This window comes from Rhodomicrobium sp. (genome assembly GCF_047605405.1).
Taxonomy (GTDB): domain Bacteria; phylum Pseudomonadota; class Alphaproteobacteria; order Rhizobiales; family Rhodomicrobiaceae; genus Rhodomicrobium; species Rhodomicrobium lacus.
In genome coordinates, this window is record NZ_JASGFR010000004.1 from 61397 (window position 1) to 86558 (window position 25162).

The 25162-nt window shown below is 63.4% G+C and carries 21 protein-coding genes; 5 read left to right on the forward strand and 16 right to left on the reverse strand.

Annotated features, from left to right (window positions below):
* Positions 1 to 190: 190 nt before the first annotated feature.
* Both QM659_RS02785 and phbB read left to right on the forward strand, forming a co-directional pair.
* Complete coding sequence (locus tag QM659_RS02785; protein ID WP_127076499.1) at positions 191 to 1381, forward strand: acetyl-CoA C-acetyltransferase; 1191 nt, start codon at positions 191 to 193, stop codon at positions 1379 to 1381.
* Positions 1382 to 1798: 417 nt separating this feature from the next.
* A complete protein-coding gene (phbB, locus tag QM659_RS02790) occupies positions 1799 to 2524 on the forward strand; it encodes an acetoacetyl-CoA reductase (RefSeq protein WP_303481738.1) in 726 nt (241 codons plus the stop codon).
* A 177-nt stretch (positions 2525 to 2701) separates the two neighbouring features.
* Here the strand turns inward: phbB and QM659_RS02795 are convergent, their stop codons facing one another.
* The 6 genes from QM659_RS02795 to QM659_RS02820 form a co-directional block, all read right to left on the reverse strand.
* Positions 2702 to 3733, reverse strand: coding sequence for an alpha-E domain-containing protein (locus QM659_RS02795; protein ID WP_127076501.1), 1032 nt, complete (start codon positions 3731 to 3733; stop codon positions 2702 to 2704).
* Complete coding sequence (locus tag QM659_RS02800; RefSeq protein WP_303481744.1) at positions 3730 to 5211, reverse strand: circularly permuted type 2 ATP-grasp protein; 1482 nt, start codon at positions 5209 to 5211, stop codon at positions 3730 to 3732. The genes QM659_RS02795 and QM659_RS02800 overlap by 4 nt, the downstream gene beginning before the upstream one ends.
* Positions 5212 to 5393: 182 nt before the next feature.
* Positions 5394 to 6455, reverse strand: coding sequence for a homocysteine S-methyltransferase family protein (locus QM659_RS02805; protein WP_303481746.1), 1062 nt, complete (start codon positions 6453 to 6455; stop codon positions 5394 to 5396).
* A 10-nt stretch (positions 6456 to 6465) separates the two neighbouring features.
* Positions 6466 to 7371 carry a methylenetetrahydrofolate reductase [NAD(P)H] gene (gene metF / locus QM659_RS02810; RefSeq protein WP_415187297.1) on the reverse strand — a complete coding sequence of 302 codons (906 nt, stop codon included), beginning with the start codon at positions 7369 to 7371 and terminating at the stop codon, positions 6466 to 6468.
* Complete coding sequence (locus QM659_RS02815; protein ID WP_303481752.1) at positions 7368 to 8351, reverse strand: ArsR/SmtB family transcription factor; 984 nt, start codon at positions 8349 to 8351, stop codon at positions 7368 to 7370. The genes metF and QM659_RS02815 overlap by 4 nt, the downstream gene beginning before the upstream one ends.
* 141 nt (positions 8352 to 8492) lie before the next feature.
* Positions 8493 to 9530 carry an aminotransferase class I/II-fold pyridoxal phosphate-dependent enzyme gene (locus tag QM659_RS02820; protein ID WP_415187298.1) on the reverse strand — a complete coding sequence of 346 codons (1038 nt, stop codon included), beginning with the start codon at positions 9528 to 9530 and terminating at the stop codon, positions 8493 to 8495.
* A gap of 270 nt (positions 9531 to 9800) precedes the next feature.
* Between QM659_RS02820 and QM659_RS02825 the strand changes: the two genes are divergently transcribed.
* Complete coding sequence (locus QM659_RS02825; RefSeq protein WP_415187299.1) at positions 9801 to 10436, forward strand: hypothetical protein; 636 nt, start codon at positions 9801 to 9803, stop codon at positions 10434 to 10436.
* A gap of 51 nt (positions 10437 to 10487) precedes the next feature.
* Here the strand turns inward: QM659_RS02825 and rpe are convergent, their stop codons facing one another.
* The 7 genes from rpe to QM659_RS02860 form a co-directional block, all read right to left on the reverse strand.
* Positions 10488 to 11153: a ribulose-phosphate 3-epimerase gene (rpe, locus tag QM659_RS02830; RefSeq protein WP_127076508.1), complete on the reverse strand. Its 666-nt coding sequence runs from the start codon at positions 11151 to 11153 to the stop codon at positions 10488 to 10490.
* Between the two features lie 20 nt (positions 11154 to 11173).
* Complete coding sequence (gene cbbX / locus QM659_RS02835; RefSeq protein WP_415187300.1) at positions 11174 to 12112, reverse strand: CbbX protein; 939 nt, start codon at positions 12110 to 12112, stop codon at positions 11174 to 11176.
* Between the two features lie 120 nt (positions 12113 to 12232).
* The gene (locus QM659_RS02840) at positions 12233 to 12652 is read right to left on the reverse strand and encodes a ribulose bisphosphate carboxylase small subunit (protein ID WP_303481768.1); all 420 of its coding nucleotides are present in this window, start codon (positions 12650 to 12652) and stop codon (positions 12233 to 12235) included.
* 88 nt (positions 12653 to 12740) lie between these two features.
* The gene (locus QM659_RS02845) at positions 12741 to 14198 is read right to left on the reverse strand and encodes a form I ribulose bisphosphate carboxylase large subunit (protein WP_303481771.1); all 1458 of its coding nucleotides are present in this window, start codon (positions 14196 to 14198) and stop codon (positions 12741 to 12743) included.
* A 62-nt stretch (positions 14199 to 14260) separates the two neighbouring features.
* Positions 14261 to 16255 (reverse strand): transketolase, encoded by a 1995-nt coding sequence (gene tkt / locus QM659_RS02850; RefSeq protein ID WP_415187301.1) that lies wholly within the window; start codon positions 16253 to 16255, stop codon positions 14261 to 14263.
* A gap of 35 nt (positions 16256 to 16290) precedes the next feature.
* A complete protein-coding gene (locus QM659_RS02855) occupies positions 16291 to 17172 on the reverse strand; it encodes a phosphoribulokinase (RefSeq protein WP_127076513.1) in 882 nt (293 codons plus the stop codon).
* Positions 17173 to 17181: 9 nt separating this feature from the next.
* On the reverse strand, positions 17182 to 18216 hold the full coding sequence (locus QM659_RS02860) for a class 1 fructose-bisphosphatase (protein WP_303481779.1): 1035 nt from the start codon (positions 18214 to 18216) through the stop codon (positions 17182 to 17184).
* 173 nt (positions 18217 to 18389) lie between these two features.
* Between QM659_RS02860 and QM659_RS02865 the strand changes: the two genes are divergently transcribed.
* Both QM659_RS02865 and ada read left to right on the forward strand, forming a co-directional pair.
* On the forward strand, positions 18390 to 19334 hold the full coding sequence (locus QM659_RS02865) for a LysR family transcriptional regulator (protein ID WP_127076515.1): 945 nt from the start codon (positions 18390 to 18392) through the stop codon (positions 19332 to 19334).
* A 130-nt stretch (positions 19335 to 19464) separates the two neighbouring features.
* Positions 19465 to 20655 carry a bifunctional DNA-binding transcriptional regulator/O6-methylguanine-DNA methyltransferase Ada gene (gene ada / locus QM659_RS02870; RefSeq protein ID WP_415187302.1) on the forward strand — a complete coding sequence of 397 codons (1191 nt, stop codon included), beginning with the start codon at positions 19465 to 19467 and terminating at the stop codon, positions 20653 to 20655.
* Positions 20656 to 20756: 101 nt separating this feature from the next.
* On the opposite strand, the gene QM659_RS02875 is transcribed toward ada, so the two are convergent.
* From QM659_RS02875 to QM659_RS02885, 3 genes are all read right to left on the reverse strand, one after another.
* Positions 20757 to 21983, reverse strand: coding sequence for an LL-diaminopimelate aminotransferase (locus tag QM659_RS02875; RefSeq protein WP_127076517.1), 1227 nt, complete (start codon positions 21981 to 21983; stop codon positions 20757 to 20759).
* 311 nt (positions 21984 to 22294) lie between these two features.
* A complete protein-coding gene (locus tag QM659_RS02880) occupies positions 22295 to 22495 on the reverse strand; it encodes a hypothetical protein (RefSeq protein WP_415187303.1) in 201 nt (66 codons plus the stop codon).
* A 347-nt stretch (positions 22496 to 22842) separates the two neighbouring features.
* Positions 22843 to 25035 (reverse strand): ComEC/Rec2 family competence protein, encoded by a 2193-nt coding sequence (locus QM659_RS02885; RefSeq protein ID WP_415187304.1) that lies wholly within the window; start codon positions 25033 to 25035, stop codon positions 22843 to 22845.
* Positions 25036 to 25162: the final 127 nt, after the last annotated feature.

Genomic DNA, 25162 nt, shown 5'->3' on the forward strand with positions numbered 1-25162 from the left:
GATACCATCATAAAGCAAGTTTCAGCTTTGCGCGATTTTTTTTCGCACCCGCGAGATTTCTCTTGCATTGCCGCCTGACAGCTTTTCGCATCGCGGCGCGCCTTGCAATTCCGCCTATTTGGTCATACCGGCGCAGGTTCAATGTTGTTAAGCTTCGCGCCAAAACATAAGGCTCGAAAGGAAGACAACCATGGCAAGGCACGACGACGACATCGTCATCGCAAGCGCGGCGCGCACTCCGGTCGGCTCATTCAATGGGAGCCTTGCCACGCTTCCCGCGCATGAACTCGGGCGGATCGTCATCACCGAAGCGCTGAAGCGTGCAAATGTCGATCCGAGCGAAGTCTCCGAGGTGATCCTCGGACAAGTGCTGACGGCGGGTCAGGGTCAGAACCCGGCGCGTCAAGCCTCCATCGGAGCGTCGCTGCCGATCGAAACCACCGCCATGACTGTCAATTTCGTCTGCGGGTCGGGCCTGCGCACCGTCGCGATGGCGGCGCAGGCGATCAAGAACGGCGACAGCGATATCGTGGTCGCGGGCGGACAGGAGAACATGAGCCTCTCGCCCCATGTCGCGCATCTGCGCAACGGCCAGCGCATGGGCAACCTCGAATTCATCGACAGCATGATCAAGGACGGCCTGTGGGACGCCTTCAACGGCTATCACATGGGCATCACGGCCGAGAACGTGGCGCGCCAGTGGCAGATAACCCGCGAGGATCAGGACGCGCTGGCGCTCGCGTCGCAGCACAAGGCCGCCGCGGCCAGGAAGGCCGGTCGTTTCAAGGACGAGATCATTCCCGTCACGATCAAGACACGCAAGGGTGAGGTCGTGTTCGCCGAAGACGAATTCATTCGCGACAATGCCACCGTGGAAGACCTCGCGAAGCTTCGCCCGGCCTTCAATCCGAAGGAAGGCACCGTCACTGCGGGCAACGCGAGCGGCATCAACGACGGCGCGGCGGCGCTCGTGGTGTTGAAGCGCTCGGAAGCCGAGAAGCGTGGCATTGAGCCGCTTGCGCGCATCGCGTCGTTCGCGACGGCGGGCGTCGACCCGTCCATCATGGGCACCGGCCCGATCCCGGCATCCAAGCGCGCGCTCGAAAAGGCTGGCTGGACCAAGGACGACCTCGACCTTATCGAGGCAAACGAGGCGTTTGCCGCGCAGGCCGCCGCCGTCAACAAGGGCCTCGGCTGGGATGTCGAGAAGGTGAACGTCAACGGCGGCGCAATCGCCATCGGCCACCCCATCGGCGCGTCGGGCGCCCGCATTCTCACGACGCTCCTTCACGAGCTGAAGCGCCGCGACGCGAAGAAGGGCCTCGCCACGCTTTGTATCGGCGGCGGCATGGGCATCGCCCTTTGCGTGGAGCGCGACTAGTGGTCCGATTCCGACATTAGCATCCGTTTGCAGCACGCTTGCGAGCAAATGTCGGATCGAAAGGACCACTAGTGCCGGGGTGCGAGCGCCCCGGCACAGATGCGGGATATGCGCGGCGCTTCTCGGCGGTGCATATCCCTTGTCGCCGAAAGTCTCTGGGCGCCCGGCAACTGTCCTAAGCTTGCCGCATCTAGTCCGGTTTGGCGTACAGCTTGAAGATCTGACCCGCGTGGCGGACTCACGATGACAAGCCGACGCAAGCTCTCCGTGCAACTCTGATGCAGCAAGCAAAGATGGGACGATCTATCAGGCCTTCCGCGGAACTTTGCCCTCCGCGGGAAACTTTCGTCTCGGTTACAATCCTTCGGCGAAAAAGCTAGGCTCAAAGCAACACACTTTATTGTTACGGAGGGAACGTTGAGCAAGGTAGCACTCGTTACGGGCGGCACGCGCGGCATCGGAGCCGCTATTTCCGTCGATCTGAAGCATCACGGCTTCCGTGTGGCGGCGAACTACGCTGGCAACGATGAGGCGGCACAGAAGTTCAACGCGGAAACCGGCATTCCCGTCTTCAAGTGGGACGTGGGCGACTACGAAGCCAGCGTCGCGGGCCTCGCGCAGGTCGAGAAGGAAGTCGGCCCCATCGACGTCATCGTCAATAACGCGGGCATCACGCGCGACGCGATGCTTCATCGCATGACGCCGCAGCAATGGCGCGAAGTGATCCGCGTGGACCTCGACAGCCTGTTCAACACCGTGCAGCCGGTCATCAACGGCATGCGCGAGAGAAATTACGGCCGCATTATCAGCATCTCGTCCATCAACGGCCAGAAGGGCCAGATGGGCCAGACGAACTACTCCGCCGCCAAGGCCGGCGTGATCGGCTTCACGAAGGCTCTTGCGCAGGAGAACGCGAAGAAGGGCATCACGGTGAACGTCGTGGCGCCGGGCTATATCGACACGGAGATGGTGCAGGCCGTGCCCGGCAACGTGCTCGAAAGCATCATCGCGCAGATCCCGGTCGGCCGTCTCGGCAAGGCGCAGGAAATCGCGAAGTGCGTGTCGTTCCTTGCGAGCCGCGATGCGGGCTTCATCACAGGCGCGACGATCACCGCGAATGGCGGCCAGTATATCGCGACGTAAAGCAGGCCATAGACGCAAGCAAAAGCCGGGCAACGCCCGGCTTTTTTTATAGATTGGCGGCGACAAAACACCACAACGCAATGTTGCGTTCAATTGAATGCTTGCTGTGGTGATGTAAAGACGCGGGACGAGACAAAGATAGAGCGTGCCTTCGATCCAATCAAAAGGCGATATGTTCTACCTTGCCGCCTGCGTCTGGGATTGGGACTGCGTCTGGCCGATCGCGGCGGCGGGCAGGATAACGGGGGCCTCCGGCGCTTTCGCATAGCCGAAGAAGGCCAAACCAAGTTCGTCGTTCAGGTGAATGAGGCTCGACTGCACCCAGTCGTTGAACCCGTGCAGGTTCTGCAGAAGGTTGTCGTCGTTGCTCGCCGTCTGAAGCCCCTCGATCATCGCGTCCACGCGCTCCGCGGCTGGCCCGGCATTGCGCAGGCCGAAATTGCGACGCAGCAGTTCGATCATCGCCTGGATCTCGCCGAGGCAATAAGCGATGGATCGCGGCAGACGAGGATCGAATATCAGGAAGCGGGCGACTTCGCGCGGCTCGATATGGCGCGGATAGACGCGCCGATAGGCGTGATAGGCGGACGCGGCGCGCAAGAGGATCGACCAGAAGGTATGGTCGTAATGACCTTCGTCGGCCGCCAGTCCCGTCTGCTGCTGGGCAAAGCGCACATCGAGAAGACGGCTCGTCTGGTCCGCGCGTTCGAGGAAGAGGCCGATCCTGAAAAACGGCCAGGTCTCGTCGTGATAAAGCGTGTTCTCCGCAACGCCGATCTGCGCATAACACCCGCGCTTGATCGCGTCGCAGGTGCGCGACAGGCGCACTTCGGAAAGATCGGTGTTGCTGAAGGCAAACACGCGATTGCAGAAGTCGTTGAGCTGATACCACATGTCGATGGACAGCATCGGCCGAAGCGCGCGCGCATTCTCCCGCGCCGACCTGATCGACGACTGGATCGAGCCGGGGTTTTCCGCGTGCGCCATGTAGAAGCGGATCACGTTCTCCGCATTCGCCTCGGGGAAAGCTTTCGCGAAGGCCTGCTCGTCCGAATAAAGCGCGACGATCCAGGCCCAGCCATTGTCGTCCACGCGGCCACGCTGGAAGGAGGTTTGCGTCTCGATGATGCGGCCGAGACTTTCCGTGCGCTCGAAATAGCGCGCCATCCAGAAAACGCTCTCCGCGTGCCGGGAAAGGAGGCTGCTCACGCGTTGTCCTCCTTCAACACCCAGGTGTCCTTGGTGCCGCCGCCCTGACTCGAATTAACGATGATCGACCCGCGTTTGAGCGCGACGCGCGTCAGCCCTCCCGGCAGAACCCAGGTCTCCTTGCCCGTGACGGCGAAGGGGCGCAGGTCGACATGGCGCGGTTCCACGCCCTGATCGGTGAGCGTCGGGCACACGGAAAGCTCGATCATCGGCTGGCTGATGTAATTCGAAGGATCGGCCTTGAGCTGGTCGCGGCACAGGTCGATCTCGGCCTTGGTCGCTTTCGGTCCGACGCAGATGCCGTAACCGCCCGACTCGCCCACCGGCTTCACCACGAGCTTGTCGAGGTTGTCGAGCGTGTAACCGAGGCCGTCCTTCTCGCGGCAGATGTTGGTCTGCACATTCGGCAGCACCGGGTCTTCGTCGAGGTAGTATTTGATGATGCGCGGCAGATAGGCATAAACGGCCTTGTCGTCGGCAACGCCGGTGCCGACCGCGTTCGCGAGCGTGACATTGCCCTTGCGGACAGCGCGCATAAGGCCTTTCACACCGAGCGCGCTTTCGGGGCGGAACGCTTCAGGATCGAGGTAATCGTCGTTCAGGCGGCGATAGATGACATGCACCGGCTTCGGGCCCGACACCGTCTTCATGAACACCTTGTCGTCGTCCACGAACAGGTCGCGGCCCTCGACCAGCGGTATGCCGATCTCGCGCGCGAGAAACACGTGCTCGAAATAGGCCGAGTTGAAGACGCCGGGCGAAAGCAGCACGATCTGCGGCTCGCTCACGCCGGCAGGGGCGCACTCGATGAGCTTGTCGCCGAGTTGCGTGCCGTATTCCGACACGCTTTCGATGGCAAAGCCGTGCATGAGGTCGGGGAAGGCGCGTTGCATCAGATGCCGGTTTTCCACCACGTAGGAAACGCCCGACGGCGTGCGGCCGTTATCCTCCAAGACGTAGAACTCGCCGCGCGGGTCGCGGATGACGTCGATGCCGCCGATGTGGATGTATGTGCCGCAAGGGGGATCGTAGCCGATCATCTCGGGCCGATAATTCGCATTGCCGAGCACGAGGTCTTCGGGAACGACGCCGTCCTTCAGGATCTTGCGGTCGTGATAGACATCCCACAGAAAGAGGTTCAGCGCCTTGATGCGCTGCTTCACGCCCTTGTCGAGCGTCTTCCAGTCCTCGGCGGTGATCACGCGCGGGATTACGTCGAACGGCAGGATGCGGTCGATGGCCGTACGGTCGCTGTAGACGGTGAAAGTAATGCCAAGGTTGAAAAGCTCGCGCTCCGCATCCGCCGCGCGCTCGCGAAGCTGAACAAGCTCGAGTTGCTGAAGTCGATGCCACAGCGCGGTGAGATGGCGATTGCGGCTATCCGGCGAGCCCAGAAGTTCGCAATAAAATTGCCCCGCGTTGTAGTTGTCGAGCGGGGCTACGGTGGATGGATTTTTTAGCGCTGTGATCGTCGCCATGCAGGAAGGCCCCCGGGGAACGTCAGCCGTCATCGCCGATGCGTGAGGAGGGAAAGACTCGAGCCAATGTCAGTCACGAGACTATCACAGCACGCTACTAGGCCGGTATATAATTTTAAGATGAAAAGCTGAGCAGAATGCTTAGTTTCTGCGCATTTTCTTCTCGATCGTCCAGTATAGTCTCAGCCTTGAACGAACGCTTCGAGACCGGAAAGCCGAAGGCGCGGCTCAAGCGCGGGGACACGGCGGGGCGGATAGGGCGCAACGGCCTTCGCAATCGCGGCGATGTGATCGGGCGTCGTGCCGCAGCAGCCGCCGACGATGTTCAAAAGCCCGTCCGCCGCCCAGGATGCCATCGCGCGCGCCATCGACTCGGGCGACTCGTCGTATTCGCCCATGGCGTTCGGCAGGCCCGCATTTGCGTAAACGCTCATATAAGTGTCGGCGACCTTCGACAGGAGCGCGACGGGTGGACGAAGCTGATCCGCGCCAAACGCGCAGTTCATGCCCACCGAGAACGGCTTCAGATGGCGCAGCGAATACCAGAACGCCTCGGGCGTCTGCCCCGACAGGTTGCGGCCCGAAAGATCCGTAACCGTGCCGGAAAGCATCAGCGGCAGGTCCACGCCGGTTTCGTCGAACGCCTTCTTGGCGGCAAAACCCGCCGCCTTGGCATTCAGCGTGTCGAAAACGGTCTCGATCAGGATCGCATCCACGCCCCCCTCGATCAACGCACGCGTTTGCTCCTCGTAAGCTTCGACGAGTTCGTCGAAGCTGATGTTGCGAAAGCCGGGGTTGTTCACGTCCGGCGAGAGCGATGCCGTCCGGTTCGTGGGGCCGATGGAACCCGCGACGAAGCGCGGCTTCTCCGGCGTCTTCGCCGTATACGCATCCGCCGCCTCGCGCGCGAGCTTCGCCGCCTCCAGATTGATCTCCGCCGAAAGGTCTTCCATGCCGTAATCGGCCATCGAGATGCGCTGCGCGTTGAACGAGTTCGTCTCGATGATGTCCGCGCCCGCTTCGAGATAGGCTTCGTGCACGCCCTTGATGATGGCGGGCTGCGTCAGCACCAGCAGGTCGTTGTTGCCCTTGAGGTCGCTCGGCCAGTCCTTGAAGCGCTCGCCGCGATAGTCGGCCTCGGTCGGCTTGTGGCGCTGGATCATCGTGCCCATGCCGCCGTCGAGGATGAGGATGCGCTCTTTCGCGGCGGCTTCGAGGGCGGCGATGCGGTCGGTGCGAGTCATGGACGGGGCCTTATGCGTTGGCGGCGGAAGCTGGAACGTGCGGCTTGATGCCGAGCGTATGGCAGATCGCATTGACGAGCGGCGCGCGGTTCAGCGTGTAGAAGTGGAACTCCGTCACGCCGCCTTTCACGAGATCCTGCACCTGCTCGGCCGCGACAGCCGCCGCGACAAGCTGCGTCGTTTCCGGATCGTCCGCAAGCCCCTCGAAACGGGCGGCGACGGAAGGGGGCATGCTCGCGCCGCATCGCGCCGCAAAGCCCGCGATCTGCTTGAAATTGTGGATCGGGATCTGCCCCGGCACGATGGGAATGTTGATGCCGCGCGCGCGGACGCGGTCGAGATAGCGCCAATAATGGTCGTTATCGAAGAAGAACTGCGTGATGGCGCGCGTGGCGCCCGCGTCCACCTTCGCCTGAAGCACATCGAGATCGACATCGAACGATGCCGATTCCGGGTGCTTCTCGGGATAGGCCGACACCGACACCTCGAAATCGCCGATGCCCTTCAGCCCAGCGACGAGGTCGGCGCTCGACTGGTAGCCGCCCGGATGCGCCGCATAGGCCGCGCCGGCGCCCGCCGGGGGATCGCCGCGCAACGCCACGATGTGACGCACGCCCGCGTCCCAATAGTCGCGCACGACGGCATCGACTTCGTCCTTTGTGGCGGCGACGCAGGTGAGATGTGCGGCGGGCTTCAGCGACGTCTCGGCGAGGATGCGCGACACGGTCGAATGCGTGCGCTCGCGCGTCGAGCCGCCCGCGCCGTAGGTCACGGAAACGAATTCCGGCGCGAGCGGTTCCAGCTTGCGGATCGCCTGCCAGAGAGACGCCTCCATCGCGTCGGTCTTCGGCGGAAAAAACTCGAAGCTCACCGAAATCGGCGCGTGCGCCCGTCTTTGCGTTCCTGCTTCCGTCACGAAGCCGCCCTCCACTTTTGCGCTGCCGCGCCTTTCTTTTTGCCGGACCAGATTGCCACCGTCAGCGCTTTCTCTCTGGCATGGCTGGCCTTGAGTTCGCGATAGGCGGTTTCGCCGAGCCCGCATTCCGCGAGCCAGCCCCTGATTTCATCCGCGCCGAAGCCGAGCCGCACATGGGCGTGCTCTTCGCGCAGAAATTCGAGATTATGCGGCGCGAAGTCCACCACGACGAGACGGCCATCCGGCTCCAGCACCCGCACGGCTTCGGCGAGCGCCGCCTTCGGGTAGGCGAGGAAGTGCAGCACCTGATGGACCACGACCGCGCCAGCGCTTCCTTCCGCGAACGGCAGATTATAGATGTCGCCTTGCCGCACGCTGCATTTCGTAGCGCCCGCGCTTTCGAGGCGAACGCGCGCGCATTTCAGCATTTCGCGGTTGGTGTCGATGCCGACGAGACGGTCGGCGCGATCCGCAGCGAGTTCGAGAATGCGGCCCGTGCCGGTGCCGAGATCGAGCAGCAGATCGTAGGGGCCGGGCCCCAGCGCGTCGAGGATCGCGGCTTCGACTTCGGGCTCCGGCACATGCAGCGAGCGGATGCGATCCCACTGGACGGCGTTCGCATCGAAATAGCCTTGCGCGAGTTCGGCGCGGCGCGCCCGGATCTGGTCGGCGCGTTCCGCATCGAGGGCGAATTGCGGATCGTCCGGCGCCACCATCGACAGAACCGACGCAAGAAACCCTTGCACCTGCGCATCGCCGCTTGCGCGCACGAATACGAAGCTGCCTTCCTGATAGCGCTCGATCAGCGCGGCGTCGGCGAGGAGCTTGATGTGGCGGCTCACGCGAGGCTGGCTTTGGCCGAGAAGCTGCGTCAGGTCGGTGACGTTGAACTCGCCGTGCTGGAGCAGCCGCAGGATGCGCAGCCGCGTCGGCTCGCCCGCCGCGCGCAGTAATCCCACGATGTCGTCGAAACTGCCCATATCCCGGTTGCCGCCGCAGGTTCCTTGTGCACGTCGCTCGCTTATAAAGATATGTTTATATGTTTTCAAGGCGCATCGAGGTCAAGCCCCGACAAAATATCCGGGGTCACGAGGGGCGCCGCGCGGAAACGGGAGAGCTGGTTACGCCGAAGCAAAGGCGGCAAGAGCTGCCTGAAGGCGCGCGAGGTCAATATCATCCCTGGGAAGGGAGAAGCGGAGCGCGTCCAGCTTCGGGAACGGGCGCGTCAGAATGCCCGCACGCGCGAGCCTGTCGAACAGCGAATGAGGCATGTCGGTCCCCGCAAGGCGAAACAGCAGGGTGCCGCCTGCGATGCGCAGACCCGCGTGCGTGAGCGCAACTTCGAGCTTCCCGCCCATCTCCGCGAGCCGCGCGCGATGCTCCGCAGCGAAATCCGTATCCGCAAGCGCGGCCCTGCCGAACGCAACGGCCTCAGCCGACACCGCATCCGGTCCGAGTGCGGCGCGAAACCGCTCCGCGATGGGATGCGATGTGATCGCGAAGCCGAGCGGAAGGCCACCTGCGCCATGGAACGCATTCGCCGACCGCAGCACGACCGTCGAATCGAGCCGCGCGACGGATGGCAGGATCGAAGCGCGGTCGTCCGTATCGGCAAGCGTTTCATCGATGACGAGCAAGCCGTCGCGGCGCTTGAGCGCGGGCAGCGCGGCGGCGAGTTCAGCATGCGCCGCGATGCGGCCATCTGCGTGGCCGGGATTGTCCACGACGAGAATGTCCGCCTTGCCGACAGCTGCGATCGAGGCGATTTTCGCCGTCGAGTGCCCGGCGGCCTCCCACGCCGCCCGCAGCCCGGCATTGGCGGGCGCCAGAAAAGCCACGCGCTTGGGCGAGCGGTAGAGCCACGGCAGCAGGCGCAAGCCCGCATCGGCGCCGGGCAGAGGCACCACCTCCACCGAAGGCGGGGCCCGGTAAGTTTTCGCGGCGAGAACGGCAAGCGCCGCGATGGCGTCCGCGTCCATGCCGCGCGCAAACTCGTCGCCGAGCCTGGGCGCCGGAAAAGACCATGGCGCAGCCGCGCGCGACAGATCGAGCCAAGGCGCCTCAGCATCCGGATAGAGCGAGCGGGCAAGGTCGAGGCGTCCCGCTGCTTCGACGAAACGGGGATCGATCTTTTCGGCGGGACGGAAAAGGAAAGCCATGCTGCGCACTCGGTTCACCGCTGCGCCGATCCGGGCGCCTTCGTGCCTTATAAAGTCCGCGCGTGCGAAAAAGGCAATGACAGGAAACCGCCGAAAACCCGGCGACACCGGCAACTGACGCAATCCAAGGGGCTGGCGCGGCCCGTCACCCGGCATTGGCAAACGCGGCTCATTGTGCACCGCACAATCATCAAACTATACTTATTGCAGCGCAGCATAGATTGCGTTAATGTCACGGACAAGATATATTTGACGCAAAGGGCGACAGCCATGTTTCCATTTCTTGCATTCGCGTCGGCGGCGCAGTCTCAGTCTGCCTCGCCGTCGTCCCGCGCGTCGGTCAATTATTTCGCAGCACCTTGGGCCTCCGCCCCGCTGCCGAAACCCGAACCTGTTCGCCCTCGCGATTTCGGCGATGTGTTCGTAGACTTTCTGCGTGAGGCGATTGCGTTCTGGGCCAGACATTACGAGGCATTGGGCAACCGGGCCAATCTACTGTTCACGCAGATTGCCGCCGCGCTGGCCTTCGAACGCGCGGCGCGCGAAACCTCCGCCGCCGTTACGCAGGCTTATGCTGCGTTCGGGCTCAAGCCGCCGGCGTCCGCCATCCCGCAATGGTCGCAACCGCAATTGCTGGCGCCGCTGACAAGCTTTGAGCCGGGCAGCCTCGCGGCTCAGTGGGCCTCGCTCAATCCATGGTTCAATCCGGCTGCGACGAAAGCCGCTTTCGACACCTGGGGTGCCGTCGCCGAGAGCTTCAACGTGTGGACGAAAATCTGGCAGCCCGCCGCTCCGCAGCAGACGCCCGCGCCGCAGAAAAGCACGGCGCTCGTGCCCGCGAAGCCGTTCACCGCGACCGTGACCGCGCCCGGCGGCTTCAACTGGGCGTTCTCCTTCGGCGGATAAGGTATGGCCCGAGCGGGGGCGCTGCGTAGCGCCTCGCTGCCGGTTCCGCGATCAAGCCGTCAGAAGGCACGCGTCGCGGATCGCGGCGATGTTCTTCGCGTATTCGCCGCCCTTGAACACAGCCGAGCCCGCCACGAGCGCGGTCGCGCCCGCCTGAACCAGTTGTGGCGCGGTTTCCGGCGTGACGCCGCCGTCTACCTCAAGCGCAATCGGGCGGCCCTGAATCATCGCCGCGATGCGCCGCACCTTCTCCACCTGCGACGGCAGGAACGCCTGCCCCCCGAAACCGGGGTTGACGCTCATCACCAGCACGAGATCGATCTTGTCGAGCACATATTCGATGACGCTCTCGGGCGTCGACGGGTTGAGCGAGACGCCCGCCTTCTTGCCGAGCCCCCGGATCACCTGAAGCGAGCGGTCGAGATGCGGCCCGGCTTCCGCATGCACGGTGATGATGTCGGAACCGGCCTTCGCGAACGCTTCGAGATAGGGGTCGGCGGGCGCAATCATCAGATGCACGTCGAGCGGCTTTTTCGTCCACGGCCGGATGCATTCCACAAGGCGCGGGCCGAACGTGATGTTCGGCACGAAATGGCCATCCATCACATCGACATGCACCCAGTCGGCGCCCGCTTCGTCGATGGCGCGCACTTCCTCGCCGAAGCGGGCGAAGTCTGCGGAGAGGATGGACGGCGCGATGAGCGGGAGCGAGGACATGGGCGTATCCTGTTGTTTCGTTATTGGTTCTGGCTTTCGGCGGCGACCTTGAAGACGCGGCTCGCAAGAATGTCTTCCGCCGTTATTTCCGAAAGCTGGTTGGCGGTCAACGCCCCGCCCGTGTGCGCGAACAGCCGGTTCGCCTGACGAAGCCGCGCGCGGTCGAGCGCATTGCGGATGGACCGCGCGTTGGAGAAATGCGGCTGCTGGCGGCGCTTCTCGATATAGTCGGCAAGCGCAACCTTCGCATCCGGCGACAGGTGATAATTCTGATGCTCCAGCATCTTGTCCGCGATCTGGAGCAACTCGTCGTCGGCGTAGTCCGGAAAGTCGATGTGATGGGCGATGCGGCTGCGGAAACCTGGGTTTGCGGTGAAGAACTTGTCCATGCGGTCCGCATAGCCCGCGAGGATCACGACGAGGTCTTCGCGCTGGTTCTCCATCACCTGGAGCAGGATCTCGATGGATTCCTGTCCGTAGTCCCGTTCGTTCTCCGGGCGATAGAGGTAATACGCCTCGTCGATGAACAGCACGCCGCCCATCGCTTTCTTGAGAACTTCCTTCGTCTTCGGCGCGGTATGGCCGATATACTGGCCGACAAGGTCGTCGCGCGTCACGGAGACGAGCTGGCCGCGTCGCACATAGCCGAGGCGGTGCAGGATGTTAGCCATGCGCATGGCGACGGTCGTCTTGCCGGTGCCGGGATTGCCGGTGAAGCTCATATGCAGGGTCGGGGCTTCGTTGACGAGCCCGAGCCGCTTTCGCGCCCGCTCCACAAGCAGCAGCGCCGCGATCTCGCGCAGGCGCGTCTTGACCGGCTTCAGCCCGATCAGTTCGCGGTCGAGTTGGTCGAGCACCTCGCCAACGCCCGATTCCTCATAGTCGCGGCGCAGATCGATCGTCTCGTTCGCCGCCGTCTTTTCGTTCTGTTCCGCCGTCACGCTCACGTCTTCCTCCATGGGCCGACACGCCCGCACAAGCGAATGATCCGCCCTTCGCAGAAGATCGATAAGGAAAGGCGGCGCCGTGTTCTGCAATGAAAGAGGGCATGGCGTTGGCGGCCATGCCCTCTGCTGCCTTTAATAACGCTGACCCGCAGGCTTCGTCGTGGCGTAAGGCCGCGTCGTGTAGCGGATGTTGCGTCCGTCGACTTCCTGCCGTTGAAGATCGAAGCCGGGCTCTTCCGCCGGGCGGTCGACGATGAACGACATCCGAAGCGACTCCCAGCCATGGCTCGCGTCGAAGGCCGAGATGCGGATGTAGTAACGGCCGCCATAGACCTTGCGGACCGCCTGAAGCTCGGTCAGCACCGCCGCCGCGTCCTTGATGTCGAACATCGGCAGGCCCCACATTTCCCAATAGGTGTTGCGGGGATGCGGGTCGTCGGTGAACTCGATGTTGACGGCCCAGCCCTTTTCGATGGCGTACTGAACCTGCTTCGCGATCTGCTCGTCCGTCAGATCCGGCAGGAAAGAAAATTGTCCCTGAGTAAGACGCATTGGGGTTCCTCGTAGGTGCTCTCCGCGTGCGGAGGCTTGAGTGAATTTCGAAAAAAGAGCCGGGCGCGCCCGCCCGACCGTGCGCTGCTTACGAAGCGGTCGGCGTCGGCACGAAGTCCGGCGTGTCGGTCGAGGTGTAGTCGAACGTCACCTCGCCCCACGTGTCGAGCGCCTGCCTGAGCGGCGTGCAGGTCTTCGCGGCGTCCTTCAGGATTTCCGGGCCTTCCGCGAGATAGTCGCGGCCTTCGTTGCGCGCGAAAATCATCGCTTCGAGCGCCACGCGGTTCGCGGTCGCGCCAGCCTGGATGCCGTAGGGGTGACCGATGGTGCCGCCGCCGAACTGAAGCACCACGTCTTCGCCCAGATAGTGGATAAGCTGATGCATCTGGCCCGCGTGGATGCCGCCCGAAGCCACCGGCATCACCTTCGCCATCGAGGCCCAGTTCTGGTCGAAGAACACGCCATGTTCGAGGTTTTGCGGAACGAAGTCTTCGCGCAGGATGTCGTAGTAACCGGCGGTCGTCAGCGGATCGCCTTCGAGCTTGCCGACGACGGTGCCCGCATGGATGTGGTCGACGCCCGCGAGACGCATCCACTTCGAGATGACGCGGAAGGATACGCCGTGGCTCTTCTGGCGCGTATAGGTGGAGTGGCCCGCGCGGTGCAGGTGGAGCAGCATGTTGTTGTCGCGCGCCCATTTCGAGATCGACTGGATCGCGGTGTAGCCGATCACGAGGTCGATCATGACGACGACGGAGCCGAGTTCCTTCGCGTATTCGGCGCGCTTGTACATCTCCTCCATGGTGCCGGCGGTGATGTTGAGATACGTGCCTTTCACTTCGCCCGTCTCGGCCTGCGCCTTGTTGACGGCTTCCATGCAGTACAGGAAGCGTTCGCGCCAGTGCATGAAGGGCTGCGAGTTGATGTTTTCGTCGTCCTTCGTGAAGTCGAGACCGCCCTTCAGTGCTTCATAGACCACGCGGCCGTAGTTACGGCCCGAAAGACCGAGCTTCGGTTTCACGGTCGCGCCAAGCAGCGGACGGCCGAACTTGTCGAGACGCTCGCGCTCCACAACGATGCCAGCCGGAGGACCGTCGAAGGTCTTCACGTAAGCGACGGGGAGGCGCATGTCTTCGAGGCGAAGGGCCTTCAGCGGCTTGAAGCCGAAGACGTTGCCGATGATCGATGCCGTAAGGTTGGCGATGGAGCCGCCCTCGAAGAGATCGAGGTCATAGGCGATGTAGGCGAAGTATTGGCCAGGGGCGTTCGGCACCGGATCGACGCGGTAGCACTTGCCGCGATACTTCTCGGAAGCGGTGAGACGGTCGGTCCACACCACGGTCCACGTGGCGGTGGAGCTTTCACCCGCCACAGCGGCGGACGCTTCGATGGGGTCGACGCCATCTTGCGGCGTCACTCGAAAGAGCGCGATGATATCAGTCTCTTTCGGCTGATAGTCAGGCTCCCAGTACCCCATCTTCTTGTAGGACATTACGCCCGCTTTGTAGCGGTCCTTACCCTTAACCGTTTCAGATTTGTCAGTCATGGGGTCACCTTCCTTATATTTGAACTTTGTTTAGTGGCGGCCGGGGATTCCCCGGCCACGCCTCAAGCGACGAGCTTCTTTGCGGCGGCGATGACGGCTTCCACCGTGATGCCGAATTCCTTGTAGACCTGGGGAGCCGGACCGGACGCGCCGAAGCCGCTCATGCCGATGAAGGCGCCCTTGTCGCCGATCCAGCGATCCCAGCCGAAGCGGCCCGCTGCCTCGATGCCGACACGCGGCGCTGTGCCGAGCACCTCAGCGCGGTAGGCATCCGGCTGCGCCTCGAACAGCTCGAAGCAGGGCGCCGACACGACGACGGCCTTTACGCCCTCGGCGGCAAGCTGCTCGGCTGCGGAAACCGCGAGTTCGATTTCCGATCCCGTCGCGATGAGCGTCACGTCGCGCGGCGCCCTGGCGTCGCCGCGAAGCACGTAGGCGCCCTTAGCGGTGAGGTTTTCGCTCGAAGCTTCCGTGCGAACGGTAGGCAGGTTCTGACGCGACAGCGCCAGCACTGACGGCGTGTGCTTCGAGGCGAGCGCAATCTCGTAGGCTTCCGCCGTCTCGACGACGTCCGCCGGGCGGAACACGTTGACGTTCGGCAGCGCCCGGAGACCCGCGAGATGTTCGATCGGCTGATGCGTCGGGCCGTCCTCGCCGACGCCGATGGAGTCGTGCGTCAGCACATAGAGGACGCGAAGGCCCATCAGCGCCGAAAGCCGGATCGAGCCGCGCAGATAGTCGGAGAATACGAGGAAGGTGCCGCCATAAGGCACGAAACCGCCATGCAGAGCGATGCCGTTCATGGCCGCGCCCATCACGTGCTCGCGGATGCCGTAGTGGATGTAGCGGCCCGTGAAGTCGTCGGGCGTGACAGACTTCATGCCCTTGGTGATGGTGTAGTTCGAGTGCGTGAGGTCGGCCGAGCCGCCGATGGTGATGTCGGTGGTGTCGTTGATGACCTGAAGCACGTTCTCGGACGATTTGCGCGTCGCGAGCTTCGGCTTCTCCGCCACATTCTTCGCGATGAAAGCGTCGAGCGCTTCCTTCACGCTCGCCGGAACCTCGCCTGCAAGCAACTGCTCGAAATGCGCGCGCTCGCCCTCGGGGAGCTGGGAAAGCCGCTCATGCCACGCCGCGTGCTCGGCCTTGCCACGGCTGCCTGCCGCGCGCCACGTCGACAGGATCGGTTCCGGCACCTCGAACGGCGGATAGGGCCAGCCGAGGAATTCACGCGCGGCGGCGATTTCGTCCTTGCCGAGCGGCGCGCCGTGCGTCTTCTCGGACCCCTGCTTGTTCGGAGCGCCGAAGCCGATGATAGTCTTGCACGCGATAAGCGTCGGCTTGTCGCTCGTCTTCGCCCTGGCGATGGCGGCTTCGACTTCCTCGGCATTGTGGCCATCGACGCGCACAGCGTTCCAGCCCGCCGCCTCGAAGCGCTTCACCTGGTCGGTGGAGGTGGAAAGGCTCGTCGAGCCGTCGATGGAAATCGAGTTGTCGTCCCACAGAACGATCAGCTTGTTGAGCTTCAGATGGCCCGCGAGGTCGATGGCCTCATGGCTGATGCCTTCCATGAGACAGCCGTCGCCCGCGATGACATAGGTATGATGATCCACCACCTTGTCGCCGAAGCGCGCCGCGAGCAGCCGCTCCGCGATGGCCATGCCGACGGCCGTGCTGATGCCCTGGCCGAGCGGCCCGGTCGTCGTCTCGACGCCCTGAGTGTGGCCGTATTCCGGATGTCCCGGCGTCTTCGAATGGAGCTGGCGGAACTTCTTCACTTCCTCGATGGTCACGTCGGGCGAGCCGGTGAGATAGAGGAGCGAGTAGAGCAGCATGGAGCCGTGACCGGCGGAGAGCACGAAGCGGTCGCGGTCGGGCCATTTTGGCGCGCTCGCATCGAATTTGAGAAACTTCGTGAACAGCACTGCGGCGACGTCCGCCATGCCCATCGGCATGCCCGGATGGCCCGAATTGGCTGCCTCGACCGCGTCCATGGACAGCGCGCGGATGGCGTTTGCGAGGTCGCGTTGCGACGGAGTGGAAACGGAAGTTGTCATTTTGGTCTTTCTTCTGTTCGCGGCGTTCGGAGCGCTCAGGACGAGCGCCGCTTGAGATCGACGAGCCGATGGATCATCGGCGTAAGGATAAGCTGCATGGCGAGATCGAGCTTGCCACCCGGAATGACGATGGAATTGGCCCGGCTCATGAAACTGTCCTGGATCATGGTCTTGAGATAGGCGAAGTCAATCCCGCGCGGATCCTTGAAGCGGATCACGACCAGGGACTCGTCCGGCGTCGGGATCCAGCGGGCTGTGAACGGGTTCGATGTGTCTACCGTCGGCACGCGCTGGAAATTGATGTCGGTTTCCGAGAATTGCGGTGTGATGTAGTGCACATAGTCGGGCATGCGGCGGAGGATCGTCTTCATGACGTCTTCCTTCGAATAGCCGCGCACCTTGTTGTCGCGATGCATCTTCTGGATCCACTCCAGATTGATGACCGGAACGACGCCGATCTTCAAATCGGCGTGCTTCGCGATGTTGATGCCCTGATCCTTGAGGATCACCGCGCCGTGCAGCCCTTCGTAGAAAAGAATATCCGCGCCCTCAGGCAGATTTTCCCATTCGGTGAAGGTGCCCGCCGGCGAGCCGTACTTCTGCGCCTCGGCCTCGTCGTGCACATAATGCCGCGTCTTGCCGGTGCCCGTCTCGCCGTAGGAGCGGAACGTCTCCTCAAGCTCTTTCAGCAGGTTCGCGTCGGGTCCGAAATGGGAGAGGTGGAAGTTGCCGCGCGCCTCCTCCTCCGCAACGGCCTTCTTCATGGAAGCGCGGTCGTAGAGGTGGAACGCGTCGCCCTCGATGAAGGCCGCCTTGATGCTCTCGCGGCGGAAAATCTGTTCAAAGGTGTGCTTGACCGTCGACGTGCCCGCGCCAGACGACCCTGTAACCGAGATGATGGGAAATTTCGCTGACATGATCGTGACCTAACGAGGGGTGCGGAAAAGACCGCGCTTTGAAAACAGGGGGGAGTGTTCGCCCGTCGCCGGGGGCTGGCTGTAGTAATAGGCGACTTCCTCGACCTCTTTTTTGGAGCCGAAGACCAGCGGCACGTGCTGGTGCAGCGAGATCGGCTCAAGGTCGAGCATGCGGGTCTTGCCCTGGGTGCAGGCACCGCCTGCCTGTTCGATGAGCATGCCGATGGGATTCGCTTCGTAGAGGAGGCGCAGGCGGCCGTTGGTGTAGCCCTTGCGGATGTCGGCCGGGTAGAGGTAGATGCCGCCGCGCGTCAGAATGCGGAAACAGTCCGCCACGAGCGAGCCGAGCCAGCGCATGTTGAAGTCTTTCTGGCGCGGGCCGTCCTTGCCGAGCTTGCAGTCGACGATGTAGGACTTCATCTTGTCGTCCCAATGCCGAAAATTGGACGAGTTGATCGCATATTCCTTCGTGTCGACGGGGATCTGGACATTCGCCTTGCCGAGAACGAATTCGCCGGTACGCGGGTCGAGCCAGAAAATGTGCGTTCCCTGCCCCACCGTCAGCACGATGGCCGTCTGCGGACCGTAGACGATGTAGCCCGCGCAAAGCTGATTGCGACCGGGCTGAAGCAGCGCTGCCTGCTCCTTGTTGGGCAGGATCGAGAAAATCGTGCCGATCGACATGTTGGTGTCGATGTTGGACGACCCGTCCAGCGGATCGGTGTTGACCGCGAGCGGCGCGCCCGCGTTGAGCGCGACCGGCTTCTCGTCTTCTTCCGAGCCGAGCCACGCGACCGGCGACGCCTTCAGCGCGTCCGTGACAACCTTGTTGGCGAGGAAGTCGAGTTCCTTCTGCGTATCGCCGCCGCCGCCTTCGCCGCGCGCGCTGGCCATGTCGCCCGCCAACGGCCCGAGCGCGATGATCTTCGCAATCTCGATTCCGGCTTTCGCAAGATTTTCGACCGTTTCGGCTACGGCGCGTTTCTGCGCGTCCTCTCCCGCCCACTCGGCCAAATGCTCACGCAGACTTGCATGAACGCCCATCCGCACTTCCTCCCTGTCGGTCATTGACACGCCATTATTCTTATCTCATCACTGGGATGTGACCGACTGTTTTTTGAGCATGTTTTTTGCGACTATGGGCGGGACACCACAGAAAGTAAATTTTAATTTATTTTCCCTTTGATTAAGTTTTTCTAACGGTCTATCTTGTTCGGGTGAAAAACGTAACGCTCAAGCATTTCCGGGTTTTGTCTGCCGTCACGAAAATGGGATCGATGGCCGGCGCCGCGCGGACCCTCCACGTCACCCCCCCTGCGATCACGGTCCAGATCCAGCAGCTGGAGCAGGCGGTCGGATTGCCGCTTCTCGAACGCATCGGCGACAAGACCACCGCGACGAGCGCGGGGCAGATCATGCTGAAAACCGCACAGCGGATCGAACTTCTTCTCGCCGAGTGCCGTCAGGAAGTGGAACAGTTGAAGGGCGCGGCGGGCGGTCACGTCTCGGCGGGCGTGGTCAGCACGGCGAAATATTTCGCCCCGAAGGCCCTTGCGGCGTTCCGTCAGCGTCATCCGGGCGTCGAAGTGCGGCTTGCCGTCGGCAACCGACAGGAAACGATCCGGGCGCTTCGCGATCTCGAACTCGACCTCGCCGTCATGGGGCGCCCGCCGGAGAATCTCGCTCTCGAAAGCGCCACCCTCGGCGCGCATCCCCATATCATCGTCGCGGTCGCCAACCACCCGCTGGCGGGGAAGAAAATCTCCATTACCGACCTCACGAACGAGACCTTCTTCATCCGCGAGCCCGGCTCCGGCACGCGCATCCTGATGGAGCGCCTGTTCGAGGAGGCGCGTTTCGACCCCATCGTGGGCATGGAAATCGGGTCCAACGAGACGATCAAGCAAGCTGTGATCGCGGGGCTCGGCATCGCGTTCATCTCGGCTCACACGGTCGCGGTCGAAATCGCCGACGGGCGGCTCGTGATGCTCGATGTCGCCGGGCTGCCCATGATGCGGCAATGGTACGTGGTGCGGCTGAAGGAAAAGGCGGTCATGCCGGCCGCGCAGGTGATGTGGACGTTTCTCGCCTCCGAGGGGCACAGATTCCTGCCGCAACCGATCGCGGACTGGAAATCGCCGCTCAAAAGCGACGGACTTTAGATGCGACAATCGGCAACGCATTCGCCATAAAGGCGCTTCCGATTTCAAATCGCCGCTCTGAAAGCAACCGCCGGGATGCAAATGCGCCCGCGACGAGGCATCCTCCAGAACAACCTTCGGAGACGCCATCATGACGCCAGCAGCTCTGTCCGCACCCGAGCGCGAACCATCGAAACGCGAGCTGTGGGAGCGCGACTGCTGGGCGATGATCGAGCGCCGCCAGAGTGACGCCGATTGCGCGTTCGTCTATGGCGTCGTCTCTACCGGCGTCTATTGCCGCCCCGGTTGTCCATCGCGTGTGCCGCGTCGGGAGAATGTGCGCCTTTTCGCCGATAGGTCCGAAGCGCGTCGCGCCGGGTTCCGCCCCTGCCTACGCTGCGATCCAGACGGCGCCTCGCAGGCGGAACGGAAGGCGGCCCTAGCAGCGAAGGCGTGCGCCCTGATCGAGAAGACCGAAGGCAGGCCGGACTTCGATGCCATCGCGCGCAGCTGCGGCATGAGCCGCCACCATTTCCACCGCATGTTCAAGGCTGTCACGGGGATCACGCCGGGCGGCTATCTCGCCGCCCTGAAGAAGCGACGCGCCATCGGTTCGCTCGGGCAAGGGGAAAGCGTGACGTCCGCCATCGCGGGCGCGGGATATGGCTCGGCGAGCCGATTTTACGAAAGCGTTGCCCCGGCCCTCGGCGCGCGGCCGCGCGCCCTGTCGAAAGGCGGCGCTGGCGAACAGATCCGCTTCGCGGTCGCACCCTGCGATCTCGGCTTCGTTCTCGTCGCAATGACCAAGCAAGGCATCTGTGCCATCGAACTGGGCGGCGACGCCGAGGCGCTGGCGGATGACTTTCGGCGACGTTTCGCAAGGGCATGCCTTGCCGAGGACGCAGCATTCTCACAGGCGGTGGCGAACGTCGTTACGCTTGTCGAAGAGCCCTGGCGCGACATCGCGCTACCACTCGACGTGCGCGGTACGGTTTTTCAGGAAAAGATCTGGCGTCTGTTGCGGGAGATACCCGCGGGCGAAACCATGACCTACGGCGAACTCGCGGCACGGGCGGGGTGCCCGACCGCCGTTCGCGCGGTCGCGCGGGCCTGCGCCTCCAACGCCATCGCCGTTGCAATCCCCTGTCATCGCGTGCTGGGCAAGGGAAGCGCGCTGACCGGCTACCGCTGGGGCGTAGAGCGGAAAGACGCACTCCTGAAGCGCGAGCGCAACCGTCCCGCTCTGGCCGAGGCGACCGATTTGCGTGACAACAACGCGCTGGAAGAAGAAGCCGGGTCTTCTCAAGCGCAAGGCAACGCGGAAAATCTCCGACTTCCTTGATGCTGCAGCGTCATGCCCGTCAATCGACGCGGCGCGACGCTGCAAATTCGTTTATCGATCGGCTTGGCCACGCCGATCGATGCCGATTACCTGAGACCGATCTAGCGCCCGCCCGCCTCAGCGAACGGAATGACGTTGTGCAGCGTCTGCTCGCCGGATGACAGGAACTTCTTGACCGCCCGCGCAGCCTGACGAATGCGGTGCTCGTTCTCGACAAGCGCGATGCGGACGAAGCCTTCGCCATATTCACCGAAGCCGAGGCCGGGCGAGACAGCAACGCCCGCCTTTTCAAGGAGCAGCTTCGAGAATTCGAGCGAGCCGACCTTCTCCCAGCCGGGAGGAAGCGGCGCCCACGCGAACATCGTGCCGCCCGGAGCCGGGATAGGCCAGCCCGCGCGCTCGAATGTTTCCACGAGGCAGTCGCGGCGGCGCTTGTAGATCTGGCGCATCTCCTCGACGCACTCCTGCGGCCCATTCAGCGCGGCCGTCGCGGCGACCTGAATCGGCGTGAAGGCGCCGTAGTCGAGATACGACTTCACGCGCGCCAGCGCCGCGCAAAGCCGCTCGTTGCCGACACAGAATCCCATGCGCCAGCCGGGCATGGAATATGTCTTCGACAGCGAGGTGAACTCAACCGCCACATCGAACGCGCCCGGCACCTGCAGGATGGACGGCGGCGGGTTGTCGTCGAAATAGATCTCGGCATAGGCGACGTCGGACAGCACGATGAGATCGTGCTTCCGCGCATAGTCGATGACTTCCTTGTAGAAATCGAGGCTTGCCATCAAAGCCGTCGGGTTGGACGGATAGGATATGATGAGCGCGAGCGGTTTCGGGACGCTGTGCTTCACGGCCTTGTCGACCGCGCGCAGGAACGTGTCGTCCACGCTCGCCGGCACGTGGCGGATGGTGCCGCCCGAAATGATGAAGCCGAATTCGTGGATCGGATAGGTCGGGCTCGGCACCAGAACAAGATCGCCCGGCGCGGTGATCGCCTGTGCCATGTTGGCGAAGCCTTCCTTCGAGCCGAGCGTGGCCACGACCTGCGTGTCGGGGTTCAGCTTGACGCCGAAGCGACGGTCGTAATAGGCGGCCTGCGCGCGGCGCAGCCCCGGGATGCCGCGCGACGCCGAATAGCGGTTCGTACGTGGCTTGCCGACCGTCTCGACCAGCTTTTCGGTGATGTGATCGGGCGTCGGAAGGTCTGGATTACCCATCCCAAGATCGATGATGTCTTCCCCACGCGCTCGTGCTGCTGCCTTGAGCTTGTTCACTTGCTCGAAGACATAAGGCGGCAGTCGTTTGATGCGGTGGAATTCTTCGGTCATGGTTGGATGTTCCTGAGTAGCAAAGCGCGGGGTGCGTGCCCGACGCCGGACCATCTATAAAGCCGGAGTCAGCCCCCTGTCCATGGAGCTTTGCGCCAATAAGGGTGGAGGGAGGGGATTGCAGGGCTTTGAGGCGAGCCCGGCGCAGAAGCAAGGGGCGTTCAAACGATGCTCGGCCGGGACGACGATCGCGAGGCACAAGCTAAGGAACGGGGAACGACTCGCATCCTTCCCCGTTCCTGTCCCCCATCAGGACATCTATGAAGTGCTTTCGATGCGGGTCGGAAGCGCTTCAAATCGAAAAGCCGAAGCTAATCGCTTTTTGCGACCGTGCCGGCGACCTCGGTACGCACGGAAGCCGCGTGGTTCTGCTGTCTTTGCAGTTCTTCGACCGTCTTCTGGCGCTCCTCTGGCGTAAGCACCCTGCCGACGTCCGAAATACCCGCAACGCTTGGATACGACAGATCCTCCGCGCATGCGGCGAGACTGAGACAGAAACCGACTACTAACAAACTTGCGCCCACCCTACCGGCGCGAACAGGACGATTACAATCCGACGCGGCACGCAACGCGAACTCTTGTTCGGTTCGATGCATGTCGACCCCCGTTTCGCGAAGCTGCGAATCTTGATGCCCACATCGAATCATATAGCGCGCACGCAGGTAACAATCTTCATCAAATTGTAACAAAAGTTGATCGGGGTCGCGACAAAAGCTGCCTCGCTCCAATCGTCGCGAACACAATCATAAAGCCTCTGCCTTTGCAAAGGATTAGCCGATGCGGGAGACTCGCGAGAAGAGCACTTTTCGACAGGTATTTTTCCATATTCGGAAGATCGGTTGCGAAGCCCGCAGGAAAATCAGTTGTCGACGGGGTCGTCGCCTTCAACGTCCGCGCGGAATCTTTCGCGCTTTCGCCGGGCGGGCGACCACGGACGCACCCCGCGCCCTTCCGATGCCGCCTCCACGACCATCAAGACGCCGTCGCCAAGCGAAATCGCGGCCGCGCCGCGCTCCCACAGCGCGGCGCGGTCGAGCACGAGCTTCGGTGCGGGACAGGGCCGCGCGAGGTCCATCGGCATGACGAGGATCGCGGCGCGGCGGCAGTCCTCCTCGATGGCGTCGGGGCGCGCGATCAGGCTCACGAGCCGCCCCTTCACCATAACGACGCAACTCGTGCGGTCGCACTGCCAGCCCGCGCCGGTTGCGGCTTCTTTCGGCTTCCGCGTATCGCCATCGGCCCTGAGCCATTGTTGGAGCGCGTAGGACGCGCGGCGCGTCTTCGGGGCTTGCAGGCGGCCGTCGCGGTCGCGCACGGCGACGAGTTTCGCATCCCGGTCCACGAGAATGTCGGGGCGGGCGTGAATGGATGTCATCGCCACACCGATCCCGATCGCGCCGAGGCCGAGCACCCGCCATGGCCGTCGCCAGATCACGAGCCAGAGACCGCCCGCCACGATCACGAGCAGCGCCGCGAAAGGGAACGCCGCCACGGGAACGGTCGAGCCGGGCAGTCCGCCCACCCGATGCGCGACCGCCATCATGGCATCGATGCCGACACCCATCGCGGCGAGCGGCGCTTCCTCCAGACCGAACGGCATGGCGACAAGAGCAACGATCATCGCGGGCATGGCGACGAAATCGACCGGCGGCCCGCCGACGAGATTGCCGAGCGCCGCATAGGTTGTCAGCGTGTGGAAATGATAGGCTGAGAACGGCTCGACCGCGAGCCCCGCCGTGGCCGTCGTCACAAGTACGCCGCCGATGAGATAAACCGGCTGCCACAAGAGCCGCTCGCGGATGTTGCGCGCGTCGAAATGCAGAAACCGCCCGAAACGCTCATAGCCCGCGACGAGTGCTGCGGTGGCAGCGAACGACATCTGAAAGCTGATGTCGATGAGGCTGTCAGGCAGCACGACGAGGATGGCAAGCCCGGCCAGCGCGACGTTTCGGAGCGAGAGAGCGGGGCGGTTCATCAGGATCGCGAGAAACACCACAGCGATCATGAGATAGGCGCGCACCGCGCCAATGGCCGCGCCCGACAGGGCCAGATAGCACGTCACGGCGACGAGCGCCGCGCCCGCCGCCAGCCCGCGCGTGGAATAGCGGAGCGCGACGGCCGGGACCAGTGCAAGCACCCAGCGCACGAACCAGAACACGCCGCCCGCGACAAGCGACATATGCAGCCCGGAAATCGAGATGATATGCGCGAGGCCCGATGCGCGAAGATCGTCCATCGATTGCTCGTCGAGGCCCGCGGTCTGACCGACCGTCAGCGCGGCGGCGATCTCACCCGTCTGGCCGGGCAGCGCGGCCTTGATGCGCTCGCCGATCCGCCCGCGCAGATCCGCGAGCCATGTCCGAGGCACCATGTCCCAAGGCAGCGCGCGGCCTTCGATCTTCTCCGGCTTCGTCAGCGAATAGCCCGAGCCGCCGACAGCCTGATAATAGCTCGCGCGCGCGAAATCGTAGCCGCCCGGCATTACCGGCTCGGGCGGCGGCCCGAGGATGGCGCGGAAGCGGACTGCATCGCCGGGCCGCAGGTCCACGTCTCCGCGAAGGCTCACGCGCACGCGGAAGGGCCGCGCCCTCATCTCGGCGTCTTCGTATTTGAGGCTCGACAGGCGGACGATCGCGCGGGCGCGCTTCTCTGTCTGCCGGTCGAATTGCTCGACGAAGCCTTCCATGCTGTAGGCGCCGTGGCGTTCGAGCGTGGGAGCAGCAACCACCGCCGTTCGCACCTTCGCCGCGAAGAAGCCCGCGCTCGCGCAAAGAATTATGGTCGTCAGCAAGAACCCGAAAAGCTGCGCCCGCGCCAGAACGCGAAGGCTCAGCGCAAGGAGCAGCAGCCCGCCCGAAAGCGACAGATCCGGTTCGACGGGTAGCGCGAAATAAGCGCCGATGCCCGCGCCGAAGAACACGGGAACCCAGAGGAACCAGCGCCCCTGCTCGGCATCCAGTTCCGCCGCGAGCGCGCGTCCCGCCGAAGCAAGCACATGCGAAAGCCGCCCGCCGCGCGGCTCGCCCACTCCCGCAGGAACGACAATGCTCACGCCACCACCCATTTTCGCCGCTCCGGCACATCTTACAGCGCCAAGGGGCAAAAATGTCCACAGGAATGGTCGAGACGGGGGCGACGCACGCCATACTGCCATGTCCTGGCGGTCGCCCGCCCTACCA